Source organism: Mesorhizobium sp. M2A.F.Ca.ET.046.03.2.1, assembly GCF_003952425.1.
Lineage (GTDB): Bacteria > Pseudomonadota > Alphaproteobacteria > Rhizobiales > Rhizobiaceae > Mesorhizobium.
The window spans coordinates 5,225,079-5,249,190 of record NZ_CP034449.1 but is presented as its reverse complement, the minus strand read 5'-3'; the positions used below and the strand labels follow the sequence as shown (position 1 = coordinate 5,249,190).

Annotated in this window: 24 protein-coding genes; 12 read left to right on the top strand and 12 right to left on the bottom strand. The window is 65.0% G+C overall.

What is annotated here, in order from left to right; all coding sequences use genetic code 11:
- Positions 1-114 precede the first annotated feature (114 nt).
- Together dnaG and EJ072_RS25030 are read right to left on the bottom strand one after the other, a co-directional pair.
- Positions 115-2,064, bottom strand: coding sequence for a DNA primase (dnaG, locus tag EJ072_RS25035; RefSeq protein WP_126081756.1), 1,950 nt, complete (start codon positions 2,062-2,064; stop codon positions 115-117).
- 136 nt (positions 2,065-2,200) lie between these two features.
- On the bottom strand, positions 2,201-2,566 hold the full coding sequence (locus EJ072_RS25030; protein WP_126081755.1) for an RcnB family protein: 366 nt from the start codon (positions 2,564-2,566) through the stop codon (positions 2,201-2,203).
- A 360-nt stretch (positions 2,567-2,926) separates the two neighbouring features.
- Between EJ072_RS25030 and EJ072_RS25025 the strand changes: the two genes are divergently transcribed.
- The gene (locus EJ072_RS25025) at positions 2,927-4,591 is read left to right on the top strand and encodes a Na/Pi cotransporter family protein (protein WP_126081754.1); all 1,665 of its coding nucleotides are present in this window, start codon (positions 2,927-2,929) and stop codon (positions 4,589-4,591) included.
- Between the two features lie 101 nt (positions 4,592-4,692).
- A complete protein-coding gene (locus tag EJ072_RS25020; protein WP_126081753.1) occupies positions 4,693-5,874 on the top strand; it encodes an MFS transporter in 1,182 nt (393 codons plus the stop codon).
- A 29-nt stretch (positions 5,875-5,903) separates the two neighbouring features.
- On the opposite strand, the gene EJ072_RS25015 is transcribed toward EJ072_RS25020, so the two are convergent.
- Entirely contained in the window at positions 5,904-7,262 is a 1,359-nt protein-coding gene (locus EJ072_RS25015; protein WP_126081752.1) for a PLP-dependent aminotransferase family protein, read from the bottom strand.
- Positions 7,263-7,394: 132 nt separating this feature from the next.
- Here EJ072_RS25015 and EJ072_RS25010 point away from each other — a divergent pair, with 132 nt between their 5' ends.
- Positions 7,395-7,781 carry a DUF983 domain-containing protein gene (locus EJ072_RS25010; protein ID WP_126081751.1) on the top strand — a complete coding sequence of 129 codons (387 nt, stop codon included), beginning with the start codon at positions 7,395-7,397 and terminating at the stop codon, positions 7,779-7,781.
- Between the two features lie 99 nt (positions 7,782-7,880).
- Here EJ072_RS25010 and EJ072_RS25005 read toward each other — a convergent pair whose 3' ends face one another.
- The gene (locus EJ072_RS25005; RefSeq protein WP_126081750.1) at positions 7,881-8,591 is read right to left on the bottom strand and encodes a DNA helicase; all 711 of its coding nucleotides are present in this window, start codon (positions 8,589-8,591) and stop codon (positions 7,881-7,883) included.
- A 281-nt stretch (positions 8,592-8,872) separates the two neighbouring features.
- On the opposite strand from EJ072_RS25005, the gene EJ072_RS25000 reads away from it, so the two are divergent.
- Positions 8,873-9,871 carry a hypothetical protein gene (locus EJ072_RS25000; protein ID WP_126081749.1) on the top strand — a complete coding sequence of 333 codons (999 nt, stop codon included), beginning with the start codon at positions 8,873-8,875 and terminating at the stop codon, positions 9,869-9,871.
- Between the two features lie 109 nt (positions 9,872-9,980).
- Here the strand turns inward: EJ072_RS25000 and EJ072_RS24995 are convergent, their stop codons facing one another.
- Positions 9,981-10,430 carry a GatB/YqeY domain-containing protein gene (locus tag EJ072_RS24995; RefSeq protein ID WP_126081748.1) on the bottom strand — a complete coding sequence of 150 codons (450 nt, stop codon included), beginning with the start codon at positions 10,428-10,430 and terminating at the stop codon, positions 9,981-9,983.
- A 262-nt stretch (positions 10,431-10,692) separates the two neighbouring features.
- Between EJ072_RS24995 and carA the strand changes: the two genes are divergently transcribed.
- A complete protein-coding gene (gene carA / locus EJ072_RS24990) occupies positions 10,693-11,898 on the top strand; it encodes a glutamine-hydrolyzing carbamoyl-phosphate synthase small subunit (protein ID WP_126081747.1) in 1,206 nt (401 codons plus the stop codon).
- A gap of 11 nt (positions 11,899-11,909) precedes the next feature.
- Here carA and EJ072_RS24985 read toward each other — a convergent pair whose 3' ends face one another.
- The 4 genes from EJ072_RS24985 to mntR all read right to left on the bottom strand — a co-directional run bounded on the left by EJ072_RS24985 (position 11,910) and on the right by mntR (position 15,177).
- Positions 11,910-13,178 (bottom strand): TCR/Tet family MFS transporter, encoded by a 1,269-nt coding sequence (locus EJ072_RS24985; RefSeq protein ID WP_126081746.1) that lies wholly within the window; start codon positions 13,176-13,178, stop codon positions 11,910-11,912.
- Positions 13,179-13,343: 165 nt separating this feature from the next.
- The gene (locus tag EJ072_RS24980; protein WP_126081745.1) at positions 13,344-14,258 is read right to left on the bottom strand and encodes a neutral zinc metallopeptidase; all 915 of its coding nucleotides are present in this window, start codon (positions 14,256-14,258) and stop codon (positions 13,344-13,346) included.
- A 175-nt stretch (positions 14,259-14,433) separates the two neighbouring features.
- The gene (locus EJ072_RS24975; protein ID WP_126081744.1) at positions 14,434-14,622 is read right to left on the bottom strand and encodes a hypothetical protein; all 189 of its coding nucleotides are present in this window, start codon (positions 14,620-14,622) and stop codon (positions 14,434-14,436) included.
- Positions 14,623-14,718: 96 nt separating this feature from the next.
- The gene (gene mntR / locus EJ072_RS24970; protein ID WP_042647014.1) at positions 14,719-15,177 is read right to left on the bottom strand and encodes a manganese-binding transcriptional regulator MntR; all 459 of its coding nucleotides are present in this window, start codon (positions 15,175-15,177) and stop codon (positions 14,719-14,721) included.
- A gap of 221 nt (positions 15,178-15,398) precedes the next feature.
- On the opposite strand from mntR, the gene EJ072_RS24965 reads away from it, so the two are divergent.
- The 4 genes from EJ072_RS24965 to EJ072_RS24950 all read left to right on the top strand — a co-directional run bounded on the left by EJ072_RS24965 (position 15,399) and on the right by EJ072_RS24950 (position 19,134).
- Positions 15,399-16,757: an Nramp family divalent metal transporter gene (locus tag EJ072_RS24965; RefSeq protein WP_126081743.1), complete on the top strand. Its 1,359-nt coding sequence runs from the start codon at positions 15,399-15,401 to the stop codon at positions 16,755-16,757.
- A gap of 36 nt (positions 16,758-16,793) precedes the next feature.
- Entirely contained in the window at positions 16,794-17,636 is an 843-nt protein-coding gene (locus tag EJ072_RS24960; RefSeq protein ID WP_126081742.1) for an rRNA adenine N-6-methyltransferase family protein, read from the top strand.
- A gap of 96 nt (positions 17,637-17,732) precedes the next feature.
- The gene (locus EJ072_RS24955) at positions 17,733-18,383 is read left to right on the top strand and encodes a dihydrofolate reductase family protein (protein WP_126081741.1); all 651 of its coding nucleotides are present in this window, start codon (positions 17,733-17,735) and stop codon (positions 18,381-18,383) included.
- 100 nt (positions 18,384-18,483) lie between these two features.
- A complete protein-coding gene (locus EJ072_RS24950; protein ID WP_126081740.1) occupies positions 18,484-19,134 on the top strand; it encodes a glutathione S-transferase family protein in 651 nt (216 codons plus the stop codon).
- 12 nt (positions 19,135-19,146) lie between these two features.
- On the opposite strand, the gene EJ072_RS24945 is transcribed toward EJ072_RS24950, so the two are convergent.
- Positions 19,147-20,013: a LysR substrate-binding domain-containing protein gene (locus tag EJ072_RS24945; RefSeq protein WP_126083742.1), complete on the bottom strand. Its 867-nt coding sequence runs from the start codon at positions 20,011-20,013 to the stop codon at positions 19,147-19,149.
- 99 nt (positions 20,014-20,112) lie between these two features.
- Here EJ072_RS24945 and EJ072_RS24940 point away from each other — a divergent pair, with 99 nt between their 5' ends.
- A complete protein-coding gene (locus tag EJ072_RS24940; RefSeq protein WP_126081739.1) occupies positions 20,113-20,712 on the top strand; it encodes a LysE family translocator in 600 nt (199 codons plus the stop codon).
- Between the two features lie 190 nt (positions 20,713-20,902).
- On the opposite strand, the gene EJ072_RS24935 is transcribed toward EJ072_RS24940, so the two are convergent.
- Positions 20,903-21,697 carry an SDR family oxidoreductase gene (locus EJ072_RS24935; protein ID WP_126081738.1) on the bottom strand — a complete coding sequence of 265 codons (795 nt, stop codon included), beginning with the start codon at positions 21,695-21,697 and terminating at the stop codon, positions 20,903-20,905.
- 189 nt (positions 21,698-21,886) lie between these two features.
- Between EJ072_RS24935 and EJ072_RS24930 the strand changes: the two genes are divergently transcribed.
- On the top strand, positions 21,887-22,351 hold the full coding sequence (locus tag EJ072_RS24930; protein ID WP_126081737.1) for a MarR family winged helix-turn-helix transcriptional regulator: 465 nt from the start codon (positions 21,887-21,889) through the stop codon (positions 22,349-22,351).
- 32 nt (positions 22,352-22,383) lie between these two features.
- On the opposite strand, the gene EJ072_RS24925 is transcribed toward EJ072_RS24930, so the two are convergent.
- On the bottom strand, positions 22,384-23,562 hold the full coding sequence (locus EJ072_RS24925) for an MFS transporter (protein ID WP_126081736.1): 1,179 nt from the start codon (positions 23,560-23,562) through the stop codon (positions 22,384-22,386).
- A 192-nt stretch (positions 23,563-23,754) separates the two neighbouring features.
- Between EJ072_RS24925 and EJ072_RS24920 the strand changes: the two genes are divergently transcribed.
- Positions 23,755-24,111 carry a helix-turn-helix transcriptional regulator gene (locus EJ072_RS24920; RefSeq protein WP_126081735.1) on the top strand — a complete coding sequence of 119 codons (357 nt, stop codon included), beginning with the start codon at positions 23,755-23,757 and terminating at the stop codon, positions 24,109-24,111.
- Position 24,112: the final 1 nt, after the last annotated feature.

Below are 24,112 nucleotides of genomic sequence, written 5' to 3'. Positions count from 1 at the left end.
GGTCAAGCGCCTCTGGCATGATTCGCATGAAAAAAGCGAATCAATTACCCGCTTAGAGGCGTCGATTCGACGCGCTGCGCATTTCCACTCACTTCCAATGGGTGGTGTTCGGCCCTAAACGCGGCCAACCCTGCCCGATGAAACGCCGAACCCTTCGATCAGCGCTTCCGTTGCCTGCACATCGTTGAATTGCGCTTGAATCTCGACGAGATGCCGGAAGTTTTCGTCCGAAGGGTCTGCATCGAGCGCCGCCTGCGCCTGTTTCAGCTCTCTATGTAAGGTGCGGGCGCTGCGCTGCAAGTGCATCGCCTGGTTGAAGGCGTCGCGGGCATCGTCGAGCGCGGCGGTTTCGAGTGCCGGCCATTGCCGCGCCCGCTTGATCAGTTCCACCGCCCGCTCCCAGATGCCGCCGCAGCCGGCGCGCTCGATGGTGGCGATGACCGCGCCGCGCTCGTCGGCCGCGTCATGCGCCATGGCGTCGAGGATGGCCGCGTGCAGTTTGCGCAAATCCGAATTGGCGAGGTCGAGGAATTCGACATGGGCGAAATTCTCGTCGATCAGCGCCGGGTGGTTGACCAGAGCCACGATGATCGTGGCCTCGCGCACCGACATCCCCTCGCCAGCGCGTTTGACCAGCGCCGAGCGGCCCAGGCTCTCGGTGATCGCGGCGCGCCCGCCGACAAAGCCCCGGCCAAACGCCCCGCCTGGCGCCGAACCCCTGCCGCGCTCGCCCGGCCGGCCGTCGGAGCGTCCGCCATGGCCCTGCCGCACCGCGCGTTGCGAGCCGAAGAAGCTCCGCACCCGCTCGCGCATTTCCTGCTGATATTGGTAGCGCGTGCTTTCGTCGCGGATACGGCCGGCGAGTTCTCCCACCGTCTTTTCCAGCCCCGCGCGCCGCTCCGGTGTGTCGAAAACACCGCCGGCCGTCTCGCGCATCCACAAAAGGTCGACAAGCGGCCGCGCCTCCGAAAGCACGGCGCGGAACGCATCCGGCCCATCGGCCCTGACCAGATCGTCCGGGTCCTTGCCATCGGGCAGCAGCGCAAAGCGCACGCGACGTTCCGGCTGGACCGAAGGCAGCGCCATGTCGGCCGCCCGCCACGCCGCCTTCAGCCCGGCCTGGTCGCCGTCGAAGCAAAGCACCGGCTCGGGCGCCATGCGCCACAACAGCTCGAGCTGGTTTTCGGTGAGCGCGGTGCCGAGCGGCGCCACGGCATTCTCGAACCCGGCCTGCGCCAGCGCGATGACGTCCATATAGCCTTCGACCGCGATCACCGTGCCGCCCTTGGCGAGTGCCTTGCGGGCGCGGGCGAAATTGTAGAGCACGTTGCCCTTGTGGAAGAGCTCGGTGTCGGGCGAGTTCATGTATTTGGCCAAGGCATCGGGCGCCAGCGCCCGCCCGCCGAAGGCGATGATCTTGCCGCGCGAATCCGGGATGGGGAACATGATGCGGTCGCGGAACCAGTCATAGGAAACCGGAATGTCTTCGCCGTGCCGCACCAGGCCGCAAGCCTCGATATCGGCCTTCGGCACGCCCTTGGCGGCGAGATGCTCTTTCAAGGCGTTGCGGCTGTCGGGCGCATAGCCCAGCCGGAACGATTGCTGCGTCGCCGACGTCAGTCCGCGCTCCCTGAGATACGCACGGGCTTTAGCACCGTCGGCGCTCTGCAGTCGCTCCTGGAAGAAGGCGGTCGCCATCTCCATCACCTCAGTCAGGCTGGCGCGCTCCTTCTCGCGCCGTTCTTCCCGTTCATCGCGCACCGGCATCGGCACGCCGGCCATTTCGGCGATCTTCTCGACCGCCTCGGGGAAGCTCATGCCGTCTAGCTCGGTGAGGAACTTGAAATGATCGCCCGAAACCGAGCAGCCGAAGCAGTGATAACGGCCCTTCTTGTCCTCGCAGTGGAAGGACGGGCTTTTCTCGCCGTGGAACGGGCAGCAGGCCCAATAGTCGCCGCGCGACGCGTTGGTCTTCTTCCTGTCCCACGCGACACGCGTGCCGATCACCGATGAAATCGGCACGCGGTCGCGTATCTCGTCGAGGAAGGCGGGCGGAAAGCGCATCTAAGAAAGCTCGTTTGCCCTCCATATAATCAAGCCGGCCGGGCGCTGCGACTCTGTCGGGCCCATCGTACCCGCTTTTCACAGACCAAAAGAAGACGGCCGGATGGCCGCCTTCTGAATTTCCGGATTGCCGGGATTAGCGCGCGGCGATGGCGCCGAAGATGATGCCGGAAAGGATGCTGACCAGCACATAATCGTTGCCGACGCGGATCCACTCCTGGCCGGGGCCCGGGCGGCGCAGGCCGTAGCGGTGCCAGTCGCGGATCGACTGGTGGCGCCTCCAGTTGGAATACTTCTGGCCATTGCGCCAGTGGCTGCGCCTAACTACGACCTTCTTCTTCAAGACGACCCGCTTGTCGACATGCCGGCCGGGCTTCTGCCAGTCGACCTGCGTGTAATTCGACTGCGGCGCGCTCGGCTGGGCGAGCGGCGCGGCCTGGCCGGAGAAGGCCGAGGCGGCCAGCATCGAGGCGGTGACGGCGGAAAGTATGAGACGCTTCATGGTCGGTACTCCTTGTTGTCGATAGACGCAGGAGTAACCGCCAGCGGATGAACCGAAACTGAACGTTAGAATTACAATTCTGTAATGATTTCCGATGCTTGCTCAAGCCGCTTCAACAACGCTGCGGATTTCCCGGGCCACGCCGCCAAGCGTTGGGCAGCATGAAGCGAAGCGCAGCCGCCAGGCGCATGCAACCAATGCCTTTTCCGTTCATTTCCGACATGCGCCGTCGAGCGGAGACGATCCCCGCATTACAAAATCTATTATCCGGCTAATCTTAATTGGTGTATTTCCAGGCCTCGAGATGGCTAAGATTCGTACCTCTCTCCGCGCTGCCAGAGCTACCCCGCGGGGTTGGCTGTGAGCGGCTCCGTCGTCCTCCTGCACCTTGCCGGCGCGGTGGCGCTGATGCTGTTCGCCACCCGCATGGTGAAGACAGGGGTCGAGCGCGCCTATGGTGACGTGCTGCGCCACAGGCTGCGCGCCACCATGCGCAATCCGGTCATGGCGGTGCTCACAGGCTGCGGCCTGGCGGTCGCGCTGCAGAGCTCAACCGCGGTGACGCTGCTGGTCGGCTCCTTCGCCGGCGCCGGCATCGTTTCGGGCGCCGCCGGACAACTGGCGGTGCGCGGCGCCGAGATCGGTTCGGCGCTGGTGGCCAAGCTGCTCACCTTCGATCTGACGCTTTTGGTGCCGCTCTGCCTGATCGCTGGCACGGTCATGTTCATGGCCACCGAGCGGCGGGATTGGCGGCAGACGGGCCGCATCCTGATCGGCGTCGGCCTGCTGATCCTGTCTCTGGAGATGATCGGCCAGGCGTCGGAGCCGCTGCGCAACAGCCAGCTGATGCCGCTGATCATCAATTATTTCTCCGGCGACTCCATCACCACCTATCTGTTAGCCGCGCTGGTCACCTGGCTGTTCCAGTCGAGCATCGCCGCGGTGCTTTTGATGGCGACACTGGCGGGCCGCGGGCTGATCACGCCGGAACTGGGCGTCGTGCTGGTGCTGGGCGTCAATCTCGGCTCGTCGCTGATTGCGCCGATGCTGACGCGGTCGGCGCCGCCCGAGGTGCGCATCGTGCCGGTCGGCAATCTTTTGATGCGCGGCCTCGGCTCGCTGATCATGCTGGTCCTGATCATGACCTTCAAGCCGGATGTCGGCTTCCTCGGCAGAAGCGCGCCCGATCAGATCGTCAACGCCCACATCCTGTTCAATGTGCTGATCCTGCTGGCCGGACTGCCGCTGGCCGGCCTCGTCTACCGCGCTTCCGAAAAGATCGTGGCGCTGGGCAGCACGCCGCAGCCGGCCGCCACGCTCGAGGTCGTGGAGCTGTCGGCGCTGAATGAGAGCGCCCTCGATACGCCGAACCAGGCGTTGGCCAACGCGACGCGCGAGGTGGTGCGGGTTTGCGAGACGGTCGAGATCATGCTGAAGCGCATCATCGAGCTTTATGAGGATGCCGACCCCGCCAAGATCAAGGCGCTTGCCGCGCTCGACGACCGCGTCGACCGGAAGCACGCCGCGATCAAGCTCTACTTAGCCAAAGTCACTCGGAACCCGCTGACCGAGGACGAGGCGTTGCGCTGCCAGGAGCTGATCGGCGCCTGCGTCAAGCTGGAGCAGGTCGGCGACATCATCGTGCGCAACATGCTGGTGCATGTCAGGAAGAAGCTGGAGCGCGGCCTGGAATTCACGCCGGAAGGCTGGCAGGAGCTTTGCGCCTTCCACTCTTCCGTGCTTGCAAATGCGCGGCTCGCCTTCAACGTGCTCGTCTCGCGCGACCCGGAAACCGCCAGGCAATTGGTTCTGGAGAAGGACCTGTTGCGCGAGCGCGAGAAGGAAACCAGCGCCAGCCATTTCCTGCGCCTGCGCGAAGGCACCGCCAAGAGCATCGAGACCAGCTCGATCCACCTCGACACCATCCGCGACCTGAAGCAGATCAACTCGCTGTTGGCCTCGATCGCCTATCCGGTGCTCGAGGAGCGCGGCCTGCTCGGCGGCTCGCGGCTGAGGGCCAGCTGACGGAACTCAAGAAAAGCTAAAGCGGTATCGACAATTTCTCCATTGCCGCGCCCGCCCAGGCGTGGTTTGAGGCCATGCATTCCTCGCATATGTTTTGAACCATGCTGCCGCTGATTGCTCTTTTCCTTGCCGCCTTCGCCTTTGGCACCACCGAATTCGTCATAGCCGGTGTGCTGCCGGAGGTGGCGCAAGGTCTCGGCGTTTCGGTGCCGACCGCCGGATATCTCGTCTCCGGCTATGCCTGCGGCATTGCCATCGGCGGCCCGCTGCTGGCGCTCATGACCAGCAAAGTCTCGCGCAAGACGCTGCTGATCGGACTGACGATCGCTTTCACCCTCGGCCAGGTGGCCTGCGCGCTGGCGCCCGATTTCACCTCGATGCTTCTGCTGCGCATTGCGACTGCCGTGGCGCATGGTTGCTATTTCGGCGTCGCCATGGTGGTTGCGGTCAGCCTGGTGCGGGAGGACCAGCGCGGCCGGGCGGTCGCGGTGATCCTCTCGGGGCTGACGGTTTCCAACGTCATCGGCGTGCCCGCCGGCACCGCGATCGGCAGTCTGTGGGGTTGGCGCGCGACCTTCTGGGTGATGGGCGTGCTCGGCATCATCGCGATCGTCGCGATGCTGGCGCTGTTGCCGCGAACGGCGGGCGCCGCCAGCCGGCCCGCCGGGCTGGCGCGCGAAGTTCGCGTGCTTGGCCGCCAGCAGGTCTGGACCTCGCTGATCCTTATGCTGATGCTGATGATTGGCCAGTTTGCGCCGTTCACCTACATCACGCCGATGCTGCTCGAAGTGACAGGCCTCGACGAGAGCCTGATCCCTTGGGTGCTTTTGCTCAACGGCGTCGGCGCCACGATCGGCGTCCTGGTCGGCGGCAAGCTCGCCGACTGGAAGCTGATGCCCTCGCTGATCGTCATGCTCGCCCTGCAGGCGGTGGCGCTCGGCGTTATCCATCTGGTGAGCCCCTACCCGGTGCCGATGATCGTCGCCATCGTCATCTGGGGCGGTCTGAATTTCGCCATCGGCGCGCCGATCCAGACGCGCATCCTGGCCTGGACGGCCGATGCCTCCAACCTCGCTTCCGCGCTGATCCCATCCGGCTTCAATGTCGGCATCGCGCTCGCTGCGTCGCTGGGTGCTGCGATGCTCAATGCCGGCTACGGCTATCGCAGCCTGCCGCTCGCCGGCGCCCTGGCCATGCTGGTGGCGGTGGTGGTGGCTGTCGGCTCGCTAGCCTGGGAATGGCGCAGCCGCGCGACGCCGCCGCTGCCGGCGGCGGCCGAGTAACGGGCCGCGCCAAGCCACGGTTTGCTGCTTCAGACCTTCGGTCGCGAGGAGCCCGGCACTCCCGAAAGGATGGAAGCGAGGCTTTCAAGACCTTCCTTCAGCCGTTCGCGGTTGGAGGTGGCGCCCAGCGCCAAGCGGAAGCCATTGGCGAAGTCCCGCCCGACGGCAAACTCTTCCGCGGGGCTGATGGCCAGCCCGCGACGGCGGGCAACGTCGGCGAGTTCGCCCGAGCGCAGCCGGCTCTCCAGCGGATACCACAGATGCAGGCTGGCCTCCGATGCCGCAAAGCCCTTGGGCAGGATGTTGCGCGCGATTTCCTGCCTGGCCTTGGCCTCAGTCCGCACGGCGGCGGTGATCTCACCGGCAAGGCCGCTGCGCAACCACTCGCAGGCAAGGCCCGCCATCAGCGGCGGCGCCATCATGGTGGTGCCGCGTATTGCTGCCGAGATCCGCTCGGCGGCCTGCTGATCAGGGGCCGCCAGAAAGGCCGTGCGCAGGAAAGGCGAGATGCATTTTGCCAATGTCGCGACATGGAAGGTTCGTTCGGGCGCCAGGGTCAGAAAGGCCGGCGGCGCTGTGGCGAGCAACCTTCTGTAGGGATCGTCCTCGACGATGGTCAGCCCGAGCTTGTCGGCCATGCGGGCGAGTTCGCGCCGCCTGCTTTCGGGCATGACAGATGCGGTTGGATTTTGCAGCGTCGGGTTGAGGTAGAGAGCGCGGGCGCCGTGCCGCCGCACCGCCTCTTCTAGATCGTCCGGCAGCATGCCGTCACTGTCGTTTAGGACAGCGGCGAGCTTGCGCCGCGTGGTCCCGGCCAGCGCAATCAGCCCGGGATAGGTCAGCGCGTCGGCAAGGATCGTGTCGCCCTCGCGCGTCTCTGCCAGCACGACGGCCGTGAGCAGCGCCTGCGCGCCCGAGCCGACAACGACCCTGTCGACCGGCAGCCTGTCTCCCGCCGCGGCGAGCCAGGACGAGCCGGCGGCGCGCTCCGCGGGCGAGCCTGGGCCGGGATGATAGGAAAGCAGCGCTTCCGCGCTGGAGCGCTTGAGCAATGCCTCGATGCCCGTCCGGATCAGTGCCGGCAGGTTGAGGCCGGCCGGCGCCGGCGGGATGTTCATGCTGAGATCGAGGACAGGTTCTTCCGGCTCGCCCGGCGTGACGAAGGTGCCCCGGCCCGCCGTCGCGTCGATCAGGTTCCTGCGACGGGCTTCGGAAAACGCCCGCGTCACGGTCGTGAGATCGACCCCGAGCAGCCGGGCGAGTTCCCTTTGCGGCGGCAACCTGTCGCCTGGCTGCAAGCGGCCGCCCGAGCGGGCATCCGCGAGCGCGTCGACGATCTTCAGATAGACCGGTCGCGGTCCCGCCTCCAGAACCGGAAGCCAGCCCATGTCATTTTCTCGAGTCACTTATTCGCAATCCATACATCTTGTCGCATTGTCTGCATACAAGAATGATATATGTATGCATCAACGATCTCAAGGCCCGTCCAGCCTCACGCGACATCGACCGGAGAAACCATCATGCAAGACCTTGCGCATTATCCACCCCTGGCACCTTGGCAGGTGGGAATCCGCGGCCGCTGCCCGCGTTGCGGAGAGGGCCACCTGTTCGACGGATTCCTGAAACTGGCGCCGAAATGCGAGGTCTGCGGGCTCGACTATTCCTTTGCTGATCCCGCCGACGGCCCGGCCTTTTTCGTCATCTGCTTTGCCTGTGTGCCCTCGGTGCTGTTCGCCGTCTGGGCGCAGGTGACTTTCGAGCCCTCCATGTGGTTCCACGCCTTCGTTTCGATCCCGATCGTTCTCGCGACCTGCATCCCGCCGCTCAGGCCGCTCAAAGGCTGGCTCGTGGCAAGCCAGTTCTACCACAAGGCGGAAGAAGGAAGGCTGGCCAGGCCCGGCGAGTGACCTTGACTCGGTTTCGATCAAGGTTTCGTCTCGCGGCCCCGGACCTGTCGAAATCAAGGTCGAGGTCGAGACCGCCATGACCCCCCACGCGGATCGCTCTCAAGTCGCCCGGAACCGGATTTCGCCTTTGTTCAGGAAACAGGCCTTGTCGAACAGCGACAGGTCAAGCGGGTTCGGCAGCCGGATATCGCCTATATCCGGAAACGGCCTCCTGGCGGGATCGTATGATCTGTCGATCTGCGAGATGAACACCAACACCAGTTCACGTTCCCGGGCGAACGACCTGAGCGCGCGTATCTGCACCATGAGTTCGGGATTGTCCCGCTTCTGGTCGAGCAGCTGCAGATAGTCGATCACCGCCAGCGTGCCGGGCGGCGCCGACCGCAACGCCTCGATGATGTAAGCGGCGCTGATGGCGTCGGAATTGTCGAACTCGAACAGATGGTCGAAATCCGCAGGGTCGGCGCCGATGTCCCGGAACCGGTCGAGAATGTCGGCATGCATATATTCCAGGGTAAAGAATACGGCGCGACTGCCCCGCTTCATGGCCGCCACGGCGAGCTCGAGGCTCATCAGCGTCTTGCCCTGCCCCGGCCGTGCCGCCACGAGGACCATGTCGCCGGGCATAAGCCGCTCCAGCAGCCTGTCGCCAGGCTCGGCTTCGGCGGCTTTTGCCGCAAGCAGGCTCCAGCTACAAAAGCCTTCCTTGGCGGCAACGCGGTCGAGCGCCTCGTGAAGGGGGACATTTTCCCGGCGAGACAAGAGCCTCGCCTGGCGTTTCAGATGATAGACGGGTGCGGAAAGCCGCATCGAAAAACCTCCTGCCGCGAGCAGTCTTGGCAACCCCTCCTTATGCCTGGCGCTCGAACAGTTGGTTGGTGATGGACTGCCCTGCATGAACGATGCTTCCCGATGGAGGGAGGAGGCGTGGGCGCGCCGGAATCAGATCATAGCGCAATCGAAGCAGGCCGGAAATCCGACCTCCAAAAGGCGTCGCTAAACTAGAAGTGTTTCGCCGATGCGTGGGGACCTTCTATGATTGGTCCGGGTGATTCACAGGTACGAGACGTTTCGACAGGAGGGGCAAAACGGTGCGGTTGAGATCTGTTCCGCTTGGCGCGGCTATCTTTTGCCTTGTCGCAATCCTGGCCGCTCTGACGGCATCGGTCAGCTCATTTGCCGCCTTGCGACCGTCGACCATTCCCGACTGGTTGCAGCGCCATGTCGGCGATGGCGACGGCCAGATCTCTGAAGTCGTGCTGGAGCGGGCACGCGCGCTCTACCAGAAGAAAGTCAGCGACGGCTCGGTCAATAACCCCTGCTACTTCGCCATGGATGCCACGCGTCCCGGCGACCTCGGCAACAGCGTGCTCGGCCAGCGCTACTACATCATCTGCGAAGCCAAGCAGCTCTTCCGCGCGGTTTCCTCGGGCCATGGCGGCGGCCGCAACCTGAAAGGCGTCGCCGATTTCTCCAACGGCAGGCGCTGCGCGAAGAATTTCGGCAATGCGATGGATTCCGAGTTGACGGCCGGCGGCGCCTATATGACCGCCGAAACCAAGACGTCCTTCAAGGGATACTATCGCGTCGGCGCGCAGAACGCGGTTTTCATGCGCAGCTTCATCCAGTTCGACGGCGAAGGGGAAGCGGCGAACGCCAGGCAGCGTGTCATCGGGGGGCATCCGGCGGCCATCCTGAAGGGCTTGTGCATGCGCAAGAACCCGCAAAGCTCTTACGCCAACCGTGACGGCTTTGTGCCCTACGGCAAGCTGGTGAATTACGCCGGCGGCCGCAGCAATGGCTGCACCAGCTGGTCGCCAGCCGATGCCGAGCAGATCATCCCCCTGGTGAAGAACAGCCCGACGACGCTCTACATCTATCCGGAATCGCGCGACATCGCCGCCGTTGCGCGCGCCAAGGCCGGCGGCCAGGCGCTCTCGGCAGCGGGTGTCTATTGGAACGCCTCCTGCCTGAAGGAGATCGGCACCCCGAAATTCTGGCCGAAGAAGACGCTGGAGCCAATCATCGCGCAATACAAGAAGGACCATCCGGCGCCCCCGCCGCAGCCGGTGCCGATCTGCCAGGACTGAAGCAATTCCAGGAAAAGTGTGTAACGGTTTTCCGTCCGAAATTGCGAAAAAAACAAGGGGATAGCGGTTAGCCGGTTCCCTGAAACGGCGAAACGCTCGGCAGCCGCCCCTACTGCAGCAGTCCCTTGATGATGGCGCTCGCCTTGGCGAAGTCCATCTGGCCGGCATATTTCTGCTTCAGCGCGCCGATTACCTTGCCCATGTCCTTCTGGCTGGCGGCGCCGGTCGCCGCGATCACCTCGCGCGCCGCGGCCGTGATCGCCGCCTCGTCGAGCTGCGTCGGCAGGAATTCGCGGATGATCTCCATCTCGCCGCGCTCCTGCGCCGCCAGTTCCGGCCGCTTGCCGTCCTCGAACGCCTTGGCCGATTCCTCGCGCTGCTTCACCATCTTGGCGAGGATCTGCAGGATCTCCTCCTCGCTAGCCGGCGGCTTGCCGGCGCCGCGATTGGCGATGTCGCGGTCGTGGATGGCGGCCTGGATCAGCCGCAGCGTCGGCAGGCGGTGCTTGTCCTGCGCCTTCATCGCGCTCTTCATGGAATCGGCGATTTTCTCGCGCATTGTGGTTCTCCTTCGAATTCGGCGGACAATAGCTTCGCCGAACGGGCAACGCAAATTCCGACAAGCCGCTGATATTGCTGGACGAATGGAAATCAGAGCTGGCTGGCGGTGTCCGCATTGACCGTTCGGGTGCCTTCGCCTATGTACTCGGTCCTGCATGAGACAATGAGTTGACGCGCGGAGGCTGGGAAATCCTGCTTCGCGCGCTTTGCTGCGCGAGTGGTCCCGTTGACCAGTCGCAGCGCCTGACAGGAGTGCCGCCATGGCCACGACCACCGCCCCCTGGGCCACCGAAAAGCCGACCGCCCTTCTGGTGCTCGCCGACGGCACGGTGATCGAGGGCCGCGGTCTCGGCGCCACCGGATCGGCCGTCGCCGAGGTGTGCTTCAACACGGCGCTGACCGGCTACGAGGAGATCCTCACCGATCCGTCCTACGCTGGCCAGATCGTCACCTTCACCTTCCCGCATATCGGCAATGTCGGCACCAATGACGAGGACATCGAGGACTTGCATCCGGCGGCCCGCGCCGGCGCTGTCGGCGCCATCTTCAAGGCCAATGTCACCGATCCGTCCAACTATCGCGCGGCCAGCCATCTCGACCAGTGGCTGAAGCGGCGCGGCATCGTCGCGCTGTCCGGCATCGACACCCGCGCGCTGACCGTGTTGATCCGCGAGAAGGGCATGCCCAATGCCGTTATCGCGCATGCGCCCGACGGTGTTTTCGACATCGAGGACCTGAAGCGGCAGGCGGCTGCCTGGTCGGGCCTGATCGGCCTCGATCTCGCCAAGGAGGTCACATCGGGCCAGTCCTCGGTCTGGCGCGAGACGCCCTGGGTGTGGAACGAAGGCTATGGCGAGCAGGACGCGCCGTCGATGCATGTCGTGGCCATCGACTACGGCGTCAAGCGCAACATCCTGCGCCTGCTTGCGGGCCTGGGCGCCAAGGTCACCGTCGTGCCGGCCAAGACCGTTGCGGAGGAGATCCTCGCAATGCAGCCGGACGGCATCTTCCTGTCCAATGGCCCCGGCGACCCGGAAGCGACCGGCGAATATGCCGTGCCGGTGATCCAGAACCTCTTGAAGACCGACATTCCGGTGTTCGGCATCTGCCTCGGCCATCAGATGCTGGCGCTGGCGCTCGGCGGCAAGACCGAGAAGATGCATCAGGGCCACCACGGCGCCAACCATCCGGTCAAGGACCACACCACCGGCAAAGTCGAGATCGTCTCGATGAACCACGGTTTCGCCGTCGACGCCGACTCGCTGCCCGAAGGCGTCGAGGAAACCCATGTCTCGCTCTTCGACGGTTCGAACTGCGGCATCGCGCTGACGGGCCGGCCGGTCTTCTCGGTCCAGCATCATCCCGAGGCCTCGCCCGGCCCGCAGGATTCGCATTACCTCTTCCGCCGCTTCGTCAACCTGATCCGCGAGCGGCGCGGCGAGGAAGCGCTGGCAGAGCGCGCCTAGCTCAACGCCGCCTAGACAGTGTTCGTCACGGCCTCCTGGGTGTGCATGCGCTCGACTTCCTTCGGCGTCGGCCTGGCCACTTTCGTCACGAAGACGATGACCGCCAGCGTCAGGAAAATCGCGCCGAGCACATAGGGCGCGCCGCCGAACACGACCGGCGCGGTCGGGCTCGTGAACCAGGAAAAGATCGCCGTGTAGAGCAACGGTGTGATGATCGAGGTGATCGAGAAGATCGAGGTCATCGCGCCCTGCAATTCGCCTTGCGCCGACGGCGGCACCTTGGCGGCGGCGAGGCTCCTCAGCGGCGGATCGGCCAGCGCCTCCAGGCAGCCGGCCACGATCACCGCATAGACCATCCAGCCTTGCGTCGCGAAGGCGTAGCCGAAGGCGCCGAGCGCAGTGATGGTCAGCCCGATCGCCGCCGTCTTCCACTCGCCGAGTTTCGGAATGATCCGCGGCAGCACCGTCGCCATGATGATCGCGCCGCACAGGCCGAAGGCGCCGAGCGAGAAGCCGATCTGCTGCTGGTTCCAGCCATAGCGGTAGTTGGAGACGAACGCCCAGACCGCCGGATACATCATATGGCCGAGCGTCATCAGGAAGAACACCAGCCCGATCCAGCCGATGCCCGGATAATTGCGCATCTGCAACAGCGTGCCGACCGGATTGGCGCGCTTCCACTCGAAGGGCCGGCGGTGTTTTTCGTCCAGCGTCTCGGGCAGAAATACCATCGCGATCAGGAAATTCACGAAGGCAAGCGCTGCCGCGAAATAGAACGGCACACGCGGCCCGAACGTGCCGAGCACCCCGCCCAGCACCGGGCCGATGACGAAGCCGACGCCGAAGGCGATGCCGAGCAGGCCGAAATTCTTAGCCCGGTTCTCATCATTCGAGATGTCGGCGATGAAGGCCGATGTCGTCGAGTAGCTGGCGCCGGAAATGCCGGCGAGCACGCGGCCGATGAACAGCATCGGATAGGACCAGGCGATGGCGCAGATCAGATTGTCGATCGAGAAGGTCAGCACCGAGGCAAGCAGGACCGGCCGTCGCCCGAAACGGTCGCTCAGGCCGCCGATGATCGGCGCGAAGAAGAACTGCATCGCCGCATAGACGAAAAACAGCCAGCCGCCCTCGATGGCGGCCTCGCTGACGCTGACGCCGCTCAGTTCCTCCAGATAGGCCGGCAGCACCGGCATGATGATGCCGAAGCCGATGATGTCGAGCAAAAGCGTCGTGAAAACGAGCGCAAGGCCCCGCTTGGCGGTTTTCGGGTCGATCATGGTGACAAGCTCCTCATCCGCCCTGGGGCACGGGCGGGACGGACCTTATAGGCGAGGTCAGCGGCCGGAACAATCCGCGAACGAACGCAAATGCCTTATGCTGACACCACTTGCCAGCGGGCGCCGATCACGGATCGTCACTCGAAAAGAGGGGGAAACGCCGCCTCAGATCGGACCGCTCATCGTGTTGCAGTCGGACAGCTTGCCGCTCTTGAAGCCCCGCGCCAGCCAGGTCTGCCGCTGCTGCGAAGTGCCATGGTTGAAGCTTTCCGGCACGACATAGCCCTGCATCTTTTTCTGCAGCGTGTCGTCGCCGATCTGCTTGGCCGCGTTCAACGCGCTTTCGATGTCGCCCTGCTCCAAAATGCCCTTCTGCTGGGTGAAATGCGCCCAGACACCGGCGAAGCAATCGGCCTGAAGCTCGATGCGCACCGACAACTGATTGGCGTCGGCCTCGCTCATGCCCTGCCGCATCTGGTTGAACTTGCCCATGATGCCGGTGAGGTTCTGCACGTGATGACCGATCTCGTGCGCCACCACATAGGCGCGCGCGAACTCGCCAGAAGCGCCGAACTGCTGGTCGAGCTGCTGGAAGAAGGTCATGTCCAGATAGACCTTGCGATCGCCAGGGCAGTAGAACGGCCCGGCCGCCGCCGAGGCGAAGCCGCAAGCCGAGCGAACCTGGCCGCTGAACAGCACCAGCCTGGGGTCCTCGTAGGTCAACCCCTGGGATTTGAAAATGCCGGTCCAGGTGTCCTCGGTATCGGCAAGCACGGTCGCGACGAACTGCTTCATCTCGTCATTGGCGGGCGCGTTGCCATTGTCCTGTGTCTCGGTGATCTGGCCGCCGCCCCCCGGCAGCAAGCCGCCGTCGCCGCCACCCAGGATCTGCGACGGGTCGAAGCCGAAATACCATCCCGCCAGCACAACCAGGATGACCAGGAGGATGCTGCCGCCACCCCCGGTGCGGCCGCCGATAGGGACACGGAACTGACCGCCGCCACCCAATCCGCCGCCACCGCCGCTGTCGCTGCGCTCGTCCTCGATGTTGTCGCTCTGACGACGGCCTCTCCAAAGCATGGCAACTCCTCGCAATGCGAATGTCCTGGAGGGGCTGGCCGGCGACCGCCCCGTGCTGACAACTATCGCAACGGCCAGCCCAAGTCACAGAATTTTTCGCGCCCAAAAAATGCGCGGGCCGGAGGAAACTCCGATCGGCCGGTTATTTCCACTCCCGATAAACCGGCTGAAAAACTCAGCTTTTCTGCTTGGCGCCGGCGCTTTTGCCGTCCGAGCTTTTCGACCGTTCCTCGAAACGCGCCGCGCCCTTCTTCAGCGGATGGCCGGTCTCTGCCTCGGTCTTGCCTTCGTCGCCGGCGGCCGCCTGCCGCAATCCCCTGGCTGCCTGCTCTCCCTTGGCGGTCGGTGCCTGTTCGATGCCCATTGCTTCCTCCCTAAGCGCGATAATCGCGCGATGTGGGAGGTAATGCGGCCGGGGTGCGTAGGTTCCGCGTCAACACGCGCGATGGGAACCGGGGAGCTAAGCCTGGCGGTGAGTCATCGCTCGGCGGAAAGCATCCAGCGTTTCGGCGCTGACATGGTGCTCGATGCCTTCGGCGTCGATGCGCGCCGTCTCAGCGCTGACGCCCAGCGAGCGCAGGAAGGCTTCCACCGTCTGGTGGCGGATGCGGCTTTCCTCCGCGACCTTGCGGCCGGTCTCGGTCAGGAACACGCCGCGATAGGGCTTTCGCGAGACCAGCCCGTCGGCGCAGAGCCTGGTCAGCATCTTGGCAACCGTCGGCTGCGCGACGCCGAGCCTTGCCGCGATATCCACCTGCCGCGCCTCGTTGCCATCCTCGATCAGATCGGCGATCAGCTCGACATAGTCTTCGACCAGCGCGCTGCGGCGCGCCTGGCGCTGCTGCCGGAATCCTTCCGAATGGATTTCGGCATCGGGAAGCGGCTCCTCGCGTCGAACTGGTTTGTTCCTAAGCGCCAATATGCGCTCCTCCTGAATCGGGATCGCATCCATAGCACGAAACCCCTGATGGCCCGGCCGTTTATTTGCATTCCCGCGCGGGCGCAACCGGCGTTTCCGCCGCCCGCCCTGGAACTTGCTCCCGCGATCACGAAAGCATGATCAATGAAATATAGCATATTGCATAATGTTGAGCTGTGGCATAGATAGGAGGCACGTTCGATAATTCTAGCGGAAATCCCATGTCCGATGCCGATGCAGTAACCGTAGCCCGACCCGCATGGCGATTCGACAGGCCGGACGACGAGCAGCCCAGCCTGCGCGAGGTGAACGCCTCGATCGCGGTGCCGCGGACCGGCGTCTGGTTCCGCCGCCTGTTCGCTTTCATGGGTCCTGGCTACATGGTTTCGGTCGGCTATATGGACCCGGGCAACTGGGCGACGGACCTCGCCGGTGGCGCCCAGTTCGGGTACACGCTGCTTTTCGTCATAATGCTGTCGAACCTGATGGCGATCCTGCTGCAGGCGCTGGCCGCGCGCCTCGGCATCGCCGCCGGCCGCGACCTCGCCCAGGCTTGCCGCGCCTATTATCCGCGCCCCGTCAATCTGATGCTCTGGATCGCCTGCGAGCTGGCGATCATCGCCTGCGACCTCGCCGAGGTCATCGGCACGGCGATCGCGCTGCAGCTTCTGTTCGGAATTCCGTTGATCGGCGGCGCCATCCTCACCGCGCTCGACGCCTTTCTGGTGCTGCTGCTGATGAACAGGGGCTTCCGCTATCTCGAGGCCTTCGTCGTCGCGCTGCTGATCATCATCTTCGGCTGCTTTGCCATCCAGATCTTCGTCGCCGCACCGCCGGCCGGCACGATCCTGCATTCGATGTTCGTGCCGTCGTCTGAGATCGTCACCAATCCGGCGATGCTCTACATCGCCATCGGCATCATCGGCGCCACGGTCATGCCACATAACCTCTATCTGCATTCCTCGATCGTGCAGACCCGCGCCTATGAGCGCACCGAGACCGGCAAGCGTGACGCCATCAAATGGGCGACGACGGATTCGACCATCGCGCTGATCCTGGCGCTGTTCGTCAACGCTTCGATCCTGATCGTCGCGGCAGTCGCCTTCCACAACACCGGGCATCAGGACGTTGCCGAGATCGGCCAGGCCTTCGAGCTGCTGTCGCCGCTGCTGGGCCTCAGCATCGCCTCGATCCTGTTCGCCGTCGCGCTGCTCGCCTCCGGCCTCAACTCGACGGTCACCGCGACACTTGCCGGCCAGATCGTGATGGAAGGTTTTCTGCGCTTGCGCATTCCGCAATGGGCGCGGCGCCTGTTGACGCGCGGCATCGCCATCGTCCCCGTCGTTGTCGTCACCGCGCTCTATGGCGAAAAGGGCACGGCCGAGTTGCTGGTCTTCAGCCAGGTGGTGCTCTCGATGCAACTGCCCTTCGCGGTCATCCCGCTGGTGCAGTTCGTGTCGGACAGGAAGAAGATGGGCAGTTTCGCCATACCGCGCGGCCTTGCGGCGCTGGCCTGGGTGGTGGCGGCCGTCATCCTCGTTCTCAACTTCAAGCTGCTCTACGATACCTTCGCCGGCTGATCGCGACATTCCAGCCGGACGCGCTATCTTGGCGCTATGGTCAAACCGGACGAAGCTCGCAGATTCTACGCCAGGCTAATGGCCGCGCAGGCCCGCTCGGCCGATCCGCGCATCGAGGAGGTGTTCGCCTCGGTGCCGCGCGAGGCCTTTCTCGGCCCGGGACCGTGGACCGTCTTTGCCGGAGAAGGCCGGTTCGAGACGCCGAGCGCCGACCCAAGCTATATCTATCAGAACGTGCTCGTCGTGCTCGATGCCGACAAGGGCATTAACAATGGCGAGCCGCTGCTGCATGCCATGTGGCTCGGCAAGGTCGAGCCGAAGCCTGGCGAGGCCGTCACCCATATCGGCGCCGGCACCGGATATTATACGGCGCTGCTGTCTAAGCTGGTCGAGCCGGGCGGCAGCGTCACCGCCTTCGAGATCGAGGCCGATCTTGCCGCGCGCGCCAACGCGAACCTTGCGGCTTACGACAATGTCGAAATCGTCCAGGCCGACGCCGTCGCCAATCCGCTGCCGCTATCCGACATCATCTATGTCAATGCCGGCGTCGTCGCCCCGCCCGCCGCATGGTTGGGAGCGCTGAAGCCTGGCGGCCGCATGATCTTCCCCTGGCGCCCGTCCGAAACCGTCGGCCTCGCGGTCCTCATAACCCGCCTGGAAAATGGCTTCGCGTGCCGGCCCTTCATGGGCTCCTGGTTCATTCCTTGCGTCGGCGCCTCCGCCGTCGAGCCAGGCGCGAAAATACCGACCCGCGAGCGCGCCGCGCGCACCCGCTCGATCTGGGTTAGGGAAGACAAGGCGCCCGACCGCACCGCCACCGCCGTTTTCGGCGATGTCTGGTTCTCGTCACGCACCATTCGCGCTGACAACGCGCGGTAGAAATTCGCGGGGCCGTGTCGGAAAGCGGCCTTGCCGTTCGTCCTTAGCTCGAAATCCCGCCGTGACGGGCGCGGACCAGCCAAAAGGAGAAAGACTATGCGCAAGATCATCGCCGCCACCTTCGTCAGCCTCGACGGTATCATGCAGGCGCCGGGCGGACCGGAAGAGGACCCGGTCGGCGGCTTCGAATTCGGCGGCTGGACGTTCCACTACTTCGACGAGGTCGCGGGCACGGCAATGGAGGAACTGTTCTCCAAACCCTTCGACCTGCTGCTCGGCCGCAGAACCTACGACATCTTCGCCGCCTACTGGCCGTATCAGAAAGATTCGATCGCGGATGTTTTCAACCCGACGACCAAATATGTGGCGACGCATCGGCCCGATTCTCTGACTTGGGAGAACACCCAGTCGCTCGGGCCCGATATCGTTGCCAGCGTTAAGGAGATCAAGCAGGAAGACGGGCCCGACCTGCTCATCCAGGGCTCCGGCGATCTGATCCAGACCTTGCTCGCCAACGGGCTGATCGACGAGATCCGGCTGATGATCTTCCCGTTGCTGCTGGGCAAGGGCAAGCGGCTGTTTGGCGACAACGCGATGCCGGCCGCCTTCAAGCTCGTCAAATCGCAGGCTACGACCACCGGCGTCATCATGGCGACCTATGAGCGCGCGGGCGAAATCCGCACAGGATCGTTTGCCCAGCAGGAGCCTTCGCAAGCCGAGCTCGAGCGGCGCAGGACCTGGAAGTAGCAATGGATGCGGGCGGGGCCGGCCTCGCCGCCGCCTCGCCCGCGACCGATGCCTTTTCCAGAGCCACGAGCCATTCGACGCCATCACAAGGGGCCTGCCGATGATACCCACCATTACCGCCTTCCAACGATCGCCCGATGGCGGCAGGGGGCTGGCGCGCGACATGCAAGTCCGCTGGGCACTCGAGGAAGTCGGACAAGCTTACGACGTTCGTCTCGTCTCATTCACCGCGATGAAGCAGCCGGCGCATCTCGCGCTCAACCCTTTCGGCAGTATCCCGACCTACGAAGAAGGCAATCTCGCTCTGTTCGAGTCAGGCGCGATCGTCCTCCACATCGCGGTGCGTCACGCGGGCCTGTTGCCCGACGACGCGAACGCCCGGGCGCGCGCGGTCGCCTGGATGTTTGCCGCGTACAGCACGGTGGAGCCGCCGATCCTCGAGCGCGCAACCGCCGTGATCCTGGAGCACGATGCGTCGTGGCACGATGAGCGCCTGCCACTGGTCGACGACCGGATCCGCAAGCGGCTGGGCGAACTCTCCCGCCATCTCGGCGATTGCGACTGGCTCGACGGCGCCTTCAGCGCCGGCGACCTTGTCATGGTGGCCGTGCTGCGCCGGCTGCAGAGATCGGGACTGCTGAACGAATTCCCGAACCTTGCCGCCTATGTCGCCCGCGGCGAGGCGCGGCCGGCCTTCAAGCGCGCATTCGACGCCCAATTGGCGGTCGCCCTGGCTGCGTCGAACAACTGAACGGCGCTCGCGTCACGCCGCCTGGCGATAGCGCGAAAGACCCTCGCGGATATGGCTGGCGAAAGCCTGCGCGGCCGGCTGGGTGGCATGTTTCGGCAGATGCAGGTTGACGGAGAAATTCGGCAGCGCCGGAAGGCCGGCATCGGACAGGATGTCGAGATCGGCCGGCACCGTCGAGGCAAGCCAAGTGGTCACGGCGAGGTCGGAGCGCACCGTCGCGGTCGTCGCATCGATGTTGCCGTTCTCGAACACGGTGCGCCAGTCGAGCCCGTGCTCGGCAAGCGCCGCCAGCACCGCCGGCCGGAAGGCGCAGGTGTCGGCGACGATGGAAACCGGCAGCGGCCGCTTCAGGCGCGCCGAGCCGCCTCTGGCGCCGACCCAGACCAGCCGGTCGACGAGCAGGCATTCGCCGGCGCTGGGGCCGACACGCTCCTCGATGACGGCAAGGTCGATCGTGCCCGCAGCCAGGGCCGCCGCGAGTTCCGGCGACGAGGCGCAGACCAGCGATATCTCCACCTGCGGATAGGCTTCGGCATAGGCTTTCAGCACCGGCGCGAGCAGCGTGCCGACGAGATCGTAAGGCACGCCGATCCGCACCTGTCCGGCAACCGCCCCGCCCCTGATTTCGGCGAGGATCTCGTCATTGAGCTGCAGCAGGCGCCTGGCCTTGTCGAGCAGCCGCTCGCCGGAACGGGTCAGCTTCAGACCGCGGCGGTCGCGCTCGAACAGGCGTTGCCCCAGCACATCTTCCAGCCGTTTGACCTGCTGGCTGACGGCGCCTTGCGTCAGGTGGAGCGCATTGGCCGCCGCCGTCATGCTGGCCTTGTCGGCCGTCATGACGAAGGTGCGGATGAGGCTCGTGTCGAGATCGCGGATCATGGCTTCCATTATATTCTATAATGCAAACCATGTCAAACATTGCATTTACTGATGCCGCCAAGCGCATAAGCATGCCGGCTCCTCGACTGGGAAGCCCGCATGTCCGAAACCATCATCCCGCTGGTCCTGTTCGCGCTGATCTCGACCTCGACGCCCGGCATCGCCACGACATTGTCGACCGCCTCCGGCGCGCAATTCGGCTTTCGCCGTTCGGTGCCGCTGATGGCCGGCAGCGCGGCGGGGCTGGCGACCGTGGCGGCCGCCGGCGCGGCCGGCCTTGCCGGCCTGCTCGCCGCGGTGCCCTCCCTGCAGCTCGCCATGAAGATAGCGGGCTCGCTCTATCTGATATGGCTGGCGATCAAGATCGGCCGCAGCGGTCCGCCCAACCTCGACATCAGCATGGCCAGGCCGAACAGCTTTTTCGGCGGCGCCGGCATCCAATGGATAAACCCGAAGGGCTGGGCGATGGGGCTGGGCGCCGCCGCGTCCTTCGCGGCCCTGGCGGATGGTCCGTTGCAACTCGCGCTGCTGCTCGGCGCCGTGTTCGGCCTGGCCGCGGCTTTGTCGCTGTCGTTGTGGTGCGTGGCAGGAACCCTGCTTGCCCGCCTGCTCAAGACGGAGCGCCAATGGCGCGCGCTGAACATCGTGCTCGGCCTGCTGCTGGCCGCCTCGATCCTGCAGATTTGGCGGCCGGTGTAGCGCCGTTCCTCGCCCCCACCAAGGTGGGGGAGAGGTGGCTCGGCGAAGCCGAGACGGAGAGGGGGACTGGCGCCGCCCTAACCAAGTATCTTGCGACAAACTCGCCCTACGAAAGCCCCCCCTCCAGCCGCCTCGCGGCCACCTCTCCCCCGCTTTGCGGGGGCGACGAAAACCAGCGCTGCCGCAATCTTCAGACGGCGTAGCGCGCCGCCGGCTTGCCGGAGAACAGGCTGCCGAAGAACTGGTCCCTGGCGCCGAGATAGGTCGTCAGCCCGGCCGCGTCGGCAAGGCCGGGCGCGGTGACGGTCTCGCCCTGGGCGAAGCCGGCAAGCGCCGCGTCGACCAGATCCTCGGCGCTCATGATCCAGTCCGGATTGATCCTGTCGAGGCTGATTCCGGAGACGTCCCACAACTCGGTGCGGATCGGCCCGGGCACCACCGACTGGACCTTCACATTGGTGCCGGCGACTTCCTTCTGCAGCGCTTCCGTGAAGTTGGCGACATAGGCCTTGGTGCCGCTGTAGATGCCGCCGACGGCGATGCCATAGGCGACGACCGACGCGATGTTGATGATCCCGCCGCGATTGCGCGCAAGCAAGCCCGGCAACACCGCGTGGGTCAGCCTGGTCAGCGCAATGACATTGACCTTGATCATGCGCTCCGCCGTGTCTGCGTCGGCGTCTGCGACCGTCTCCAGGCCGGCCACGCCGGCATTGTTGATCAACAGCGTCACGCTGTCATCCGTCGCGACCGCCTGCTCGACGCGGCGCAGATCGGCATCGACGGAGAGGTCGGCGACGATCGTATCGACCTTGCGGCCATAGGCATAGGAGAGCCTGTCCGCCACCTCCTGCAGCCGGTCGGCGCGGCGCGCCACCAGCACCAGATCGTAGCCCTGCCCTGCCAGCCGGTCCGCATAGACCGCGCCGATGCCTGAGGATGCGCCGGTGATGACCGCCGTGCCCTTGTTGTCCTTCGTGCTCATTGTCCTGTTCCTTTTGTCCGCTTCGCTGGTTCGGCGCCGATGGTCAGTTCATCCGCCGAGCCTCTGATTTCGATTAGTGGCATATGCCACTTTTGCCGAAGTAGGTATATGCCACTATCTTGTCAACGGCAGCGGCAAAAACTATTTCTGCGGCAGGCTGGCGCGTCTTTGCGCCGGCAAGGAGTGATCATGACCGAAGCTCGCAAGCCTGGATTCAGCGACTGCAACAACGCCACGCTGCGCCGCGCCGCGCGTAGCCTAGGCCGCTTCTATGATGACGCGCTGGCGCCGTCAGGCCTGAAGGGCACGCAGTTCGGCCTGCTCTTTCAGATCCACATCAGCGACGAGCCGGCGATGGGCGCCATCGCCGAGGCGCTGATCATGGACCTGTCGGCGCTCGGCCACACGCTGAAACCGCTGATCCGCGACGGTTATGTCGAGACCTTTCCCGACAAGGACGACCGCCGCGTCAAGCGCGTGCGGCTGACGCCACGGGGCCAAGCCAAGCTCGACGAGGCGCTCAAGCTCTGGTGCATCGCCCAGCGGCAATTCGAGGACAAGGTCGGCACGGAGCAGGCGGCGAAGCTGCGTGCGGCGCTGGATGCTGTGGCCGATCTCGATCTGGAAATGCCGGCGGCCGCTCCTTCGAATTGAAGAAGCGGCCGTCCGTCACGCTTTCAAGCAGCTTATTCCGCCGGCATCGCGACCGGGCGCGCAAAAACACGGCCCGCCAGCACGATACCCAGGCCCACGATCGGAAACACCGCGGCGATCAGGCCGAGATCGGCCGGCGCGCCGAAGCGCAGCACGGCGGCGCCGACCACAGCGCCCAAAGCGACGCCGAAATAGAGCGCCGAGGCATTGAGCGACAAGACAATGGGCGCGGCGTCGGGCGCGATCTTGAGGATGCGGCTCGCCTGCGCCGGCGGGAAGGCCCAGCCGACAATGCCCCAAGGCACCATCATACCCATCAGCGCCGGTCCGGCGATCGAATGCGGCAGGAAGGCCGGGATCAGCGAGAAGGTGGCGAGCGTCGCGGCCGACAGCGTCAGCGACCAGGCGACGGTGCGGGTCGCGCCGAAGCGGTCGGCGGCCTGGCCGCCGGCGATATTGCCGATGACGGCGCCGACGCCGAAGGCGAGCAGCATGCCGGGCAGCGCGATCGGCGAGAGCCCGCCACCCTGAAGGGCCAAGGGCGCGATGAAGGCGAAGACGGTGAAGGCGCCGACCAGCGCAAGCGTCGTCGTCAGCAGGATCGGCATTACGCCGGGGCGAACAGCCGCCGCCAGCCTGCGCTTCAGTGGCAGCCTGGTGCCGATGATGCCGCGCGGCAGCCGCCACCACAGGATCGCGCCGGACAGCGCGCCGAGCGCGGCGATGGCGAAGAACGTGCCGCGCCAGCCGGCGACAGCTGCGACCAGGGCGCCGAGCGGCGCGCCGACGGCGACGGCCACCGTGGTGCCACCGACGACAACGGCAATGGCGCGGGCCCGGTGATGGTCATCGACCAGCGCCACGGCCGTCCCCTGCGCTGTCGCGGCGAACAGGCCGGACGAAAGCGCCATGACGATGCGGGCGATCAAAAGCAGTTCGAAGGACGAGCTCAGCGCGGCGACGATGTTGCCGATGACGAAGAATACCAGCGTCCACAGGATGACGCGCCGCCGGTCCCATTCGCCGGTCAGCGTCGCCAGCACGGGTGCGCCGATGGCGTAGGCGAGCGCGAAGGCGGTGATCAGCGAGCCGGCGAGCGGCACGGATATGCCGGCATCGGATGCAATGTCGGGAAGAAGGCTTGAGATGACGAAGCCTTCGGTCGAGATCGCAAACGATCCGAGCGCCAGCCAGAAGATCCGCTTGTCCATGGGATTTGTCCTTAGTTCAAAAGTTATTGAACAATTGGACATAACAGGGCATAATGTCAACCGAGCCGGGAGAAAATAGCTGAACCCTGCTGACAGCCCTGTGACAGGACGCGGCCGAAAGAAGAGCCTATGTCGGTCGGCAGAAAGAGGAGCCGCGTTGAAGTTCGTGCCGTTTGTGCTTAATTCTGGGTCATGAGCCTGCCCCATCCAACCGCCGACCAGATCAGCCTGCCGATCGTGCTTGCCGTGCTCGGCGACCCGACCCGGCTTTCCATCGTGCGCTATCTGGCTCGCAAGGAAGGCGTGCCGATGAACTGCAGCAAGTTTCTCGACCTCGCCTCCAAGACCAATCTCAGCTACCACCTCGCCAAGCTGCGCGAGGCGGGTGTCACGCGCAGCGAAGCGGTCGGCACCAGCCGGCTGATCACGCTGCGCCGCGACGACCTCGACAAGCGTTTCCCCGGCCTGCTCGACAGCGTGATCGCCGCGGCTGACGGCGACAAGGATCTGCCGGCGGTCGGCACCGCCGAAGTCGAGGTTTCGGCCTGAA

Excerpts from the sequence above, each read along its gene's own strand:
- dnaG (WP_126081756.1), bottom strand. The coding sequence starts at position 2,064 with ATGCGCTTTCCGCCCGCCTTCCTCGACGAGATACGCGACCGCGTGCCG.
- EJ072_RS24965 (WP_126081743.1), top strand. The coding sequence starts at position 15,399 with ATGTCCGATGCCGATGCAGTAACCGTAGCCCGACCCGCATGGCGATTC.
- EJ072_RS24935 (WP_126081738.1), bottom strand. The coding sequence starts at position 21,697 with ATGAGCACGAAGGACAACAAGGGCACGGCGGTCATCACCGGCGCATCC.
- EJ072_RS24955 (WP_126081741.1), top strand. The coding sequence starts at position 17,733 with ATGCGCAAGATCATCGCCGCCACCTTCGTCAGCCTCGACGGTATCATG.
- carA (WP_126081747.1), top strand. The coding sequence starts at position 10,693 with ATGGCCACGACCACCGCCCCCTGGGCCACCGAAAAGCCGACCGCCCTT.
- EJ072_RS25010 (WP_126081751.1), top strand. The coding sequence starts at position 7,395 with ATGCAAGACCTTGCGCATTATCCACCCCTGGCACCTTGGCAGGTGGGA.
- EJ072_RS24980 (WP_126081745.1), bottom strand. The coding sequence starts at position 14,258 with ATGCTTTGGAGAGGCCGTCGTCAGAGCGACAACATCGAGGACGAGCGC.
- EJ072_RS24985 (WP_126081746.1), bottom strand. The coding sequence starts at position 13,178 with ATGATCGACCCGAAAACCGCCAAGCGGGGCCTTGCGCTCGTTTTCACG.
- EJ072_RS24950 (WP_126081740.1), top strand. The coding sequence starts at position 18,484 with ATGATACCCACCATTACCGCCTTCCAACGATCGCCCGATGGCGGCAGG.
- EJ072_RS24995 (WP_126081748.1), bottom strand. The coding sequence starts at position 10,430 with ATGCGCGAGAAAATCGCCGATTCCATGAAGAGCGCGATGAAGGCGCAG.
- EJ072_RS24940 (WP_126081739.1), top strand. The coding sequence starts at position 20,113 with ATGTCCGAAACCATCATCCCGCTGGTCCTGTTCGCGCTGATCTCGACC.
- EJ072_RS24960 (WP_126081742.1), top strand. The coding sequence starts at position 16,794 with ATGGTCAAACCGGACGAAGCTCGCAGATTCTACGCCAGGCTAATGGCC.
- EJ072_RS25005 (WP_126081750.1), bottom strand. The coding sequence starts at position 8,591 with ATGCGGCTTTCCGCACCCGTCTATCATCTGAAACGCCAGGCGAGGCTC.
- EJ072_RS25030 (WP_126081755.1), bottom strand. The coding sequence starts at position 2,566 with ATGAAGCGTCTCATACTTTCCGCCGTCACCGCCTCGATGCTGGCCGCC.
- EJ072_RS24945 (WP_126083742.1), bottom strand. The coding sequence starts at position 20,013 with ATGATCCGCGATCTCGACACGAGCCTCATCCGCACCTTCGTCATGACG.
- EJ072_RS24920 (WP_126081735.1), top strand. The coding sequence starts at position 23,755 with ATGAGCCTGCCCCATCCAACCGCCGACCAGATCAGCCTGCCGATCGTG.
- EJ072_RS25020 (WP_126081753.1), top strand. The coding sequence starts at position 4,693 with ATGCTGCCGCTGATTGCTCTTTTCCTTGCCGCCTTCGCCTTTGGCACC.
- EJ072_RS24925 (WP_126081736.1), bottom strand. The coding sequence starts at position 23,562 with ATGGACAAGCGGATCTTCTGGCTGGCGCTCGGATCGTTTGCGATCTCG.
- EJ072_RS24930 (WP_126081737.1), top strand. The coding sequence starts at position 21,887 with ATGACCGAAGCTCGCAAGCCTGGATTCAGCGACTGCAACAACGCCACG.
- EJ072_RS25015 (WP_126081752.1), bottom strand. The coding sequence starts at position 7,262 with ATGGGCTGGCTTCCGGTTCTGGAGGCGGGACCGCGACCGGTCTATCTG.
- EJ072_RS24975 (WP_126081744.1), bottom strand. The coding sequence starts at position 14,622 with ATGGGCATCGAACAGGCACCGACCGCCAAGGGAGAGCAGGCAGCCAGG.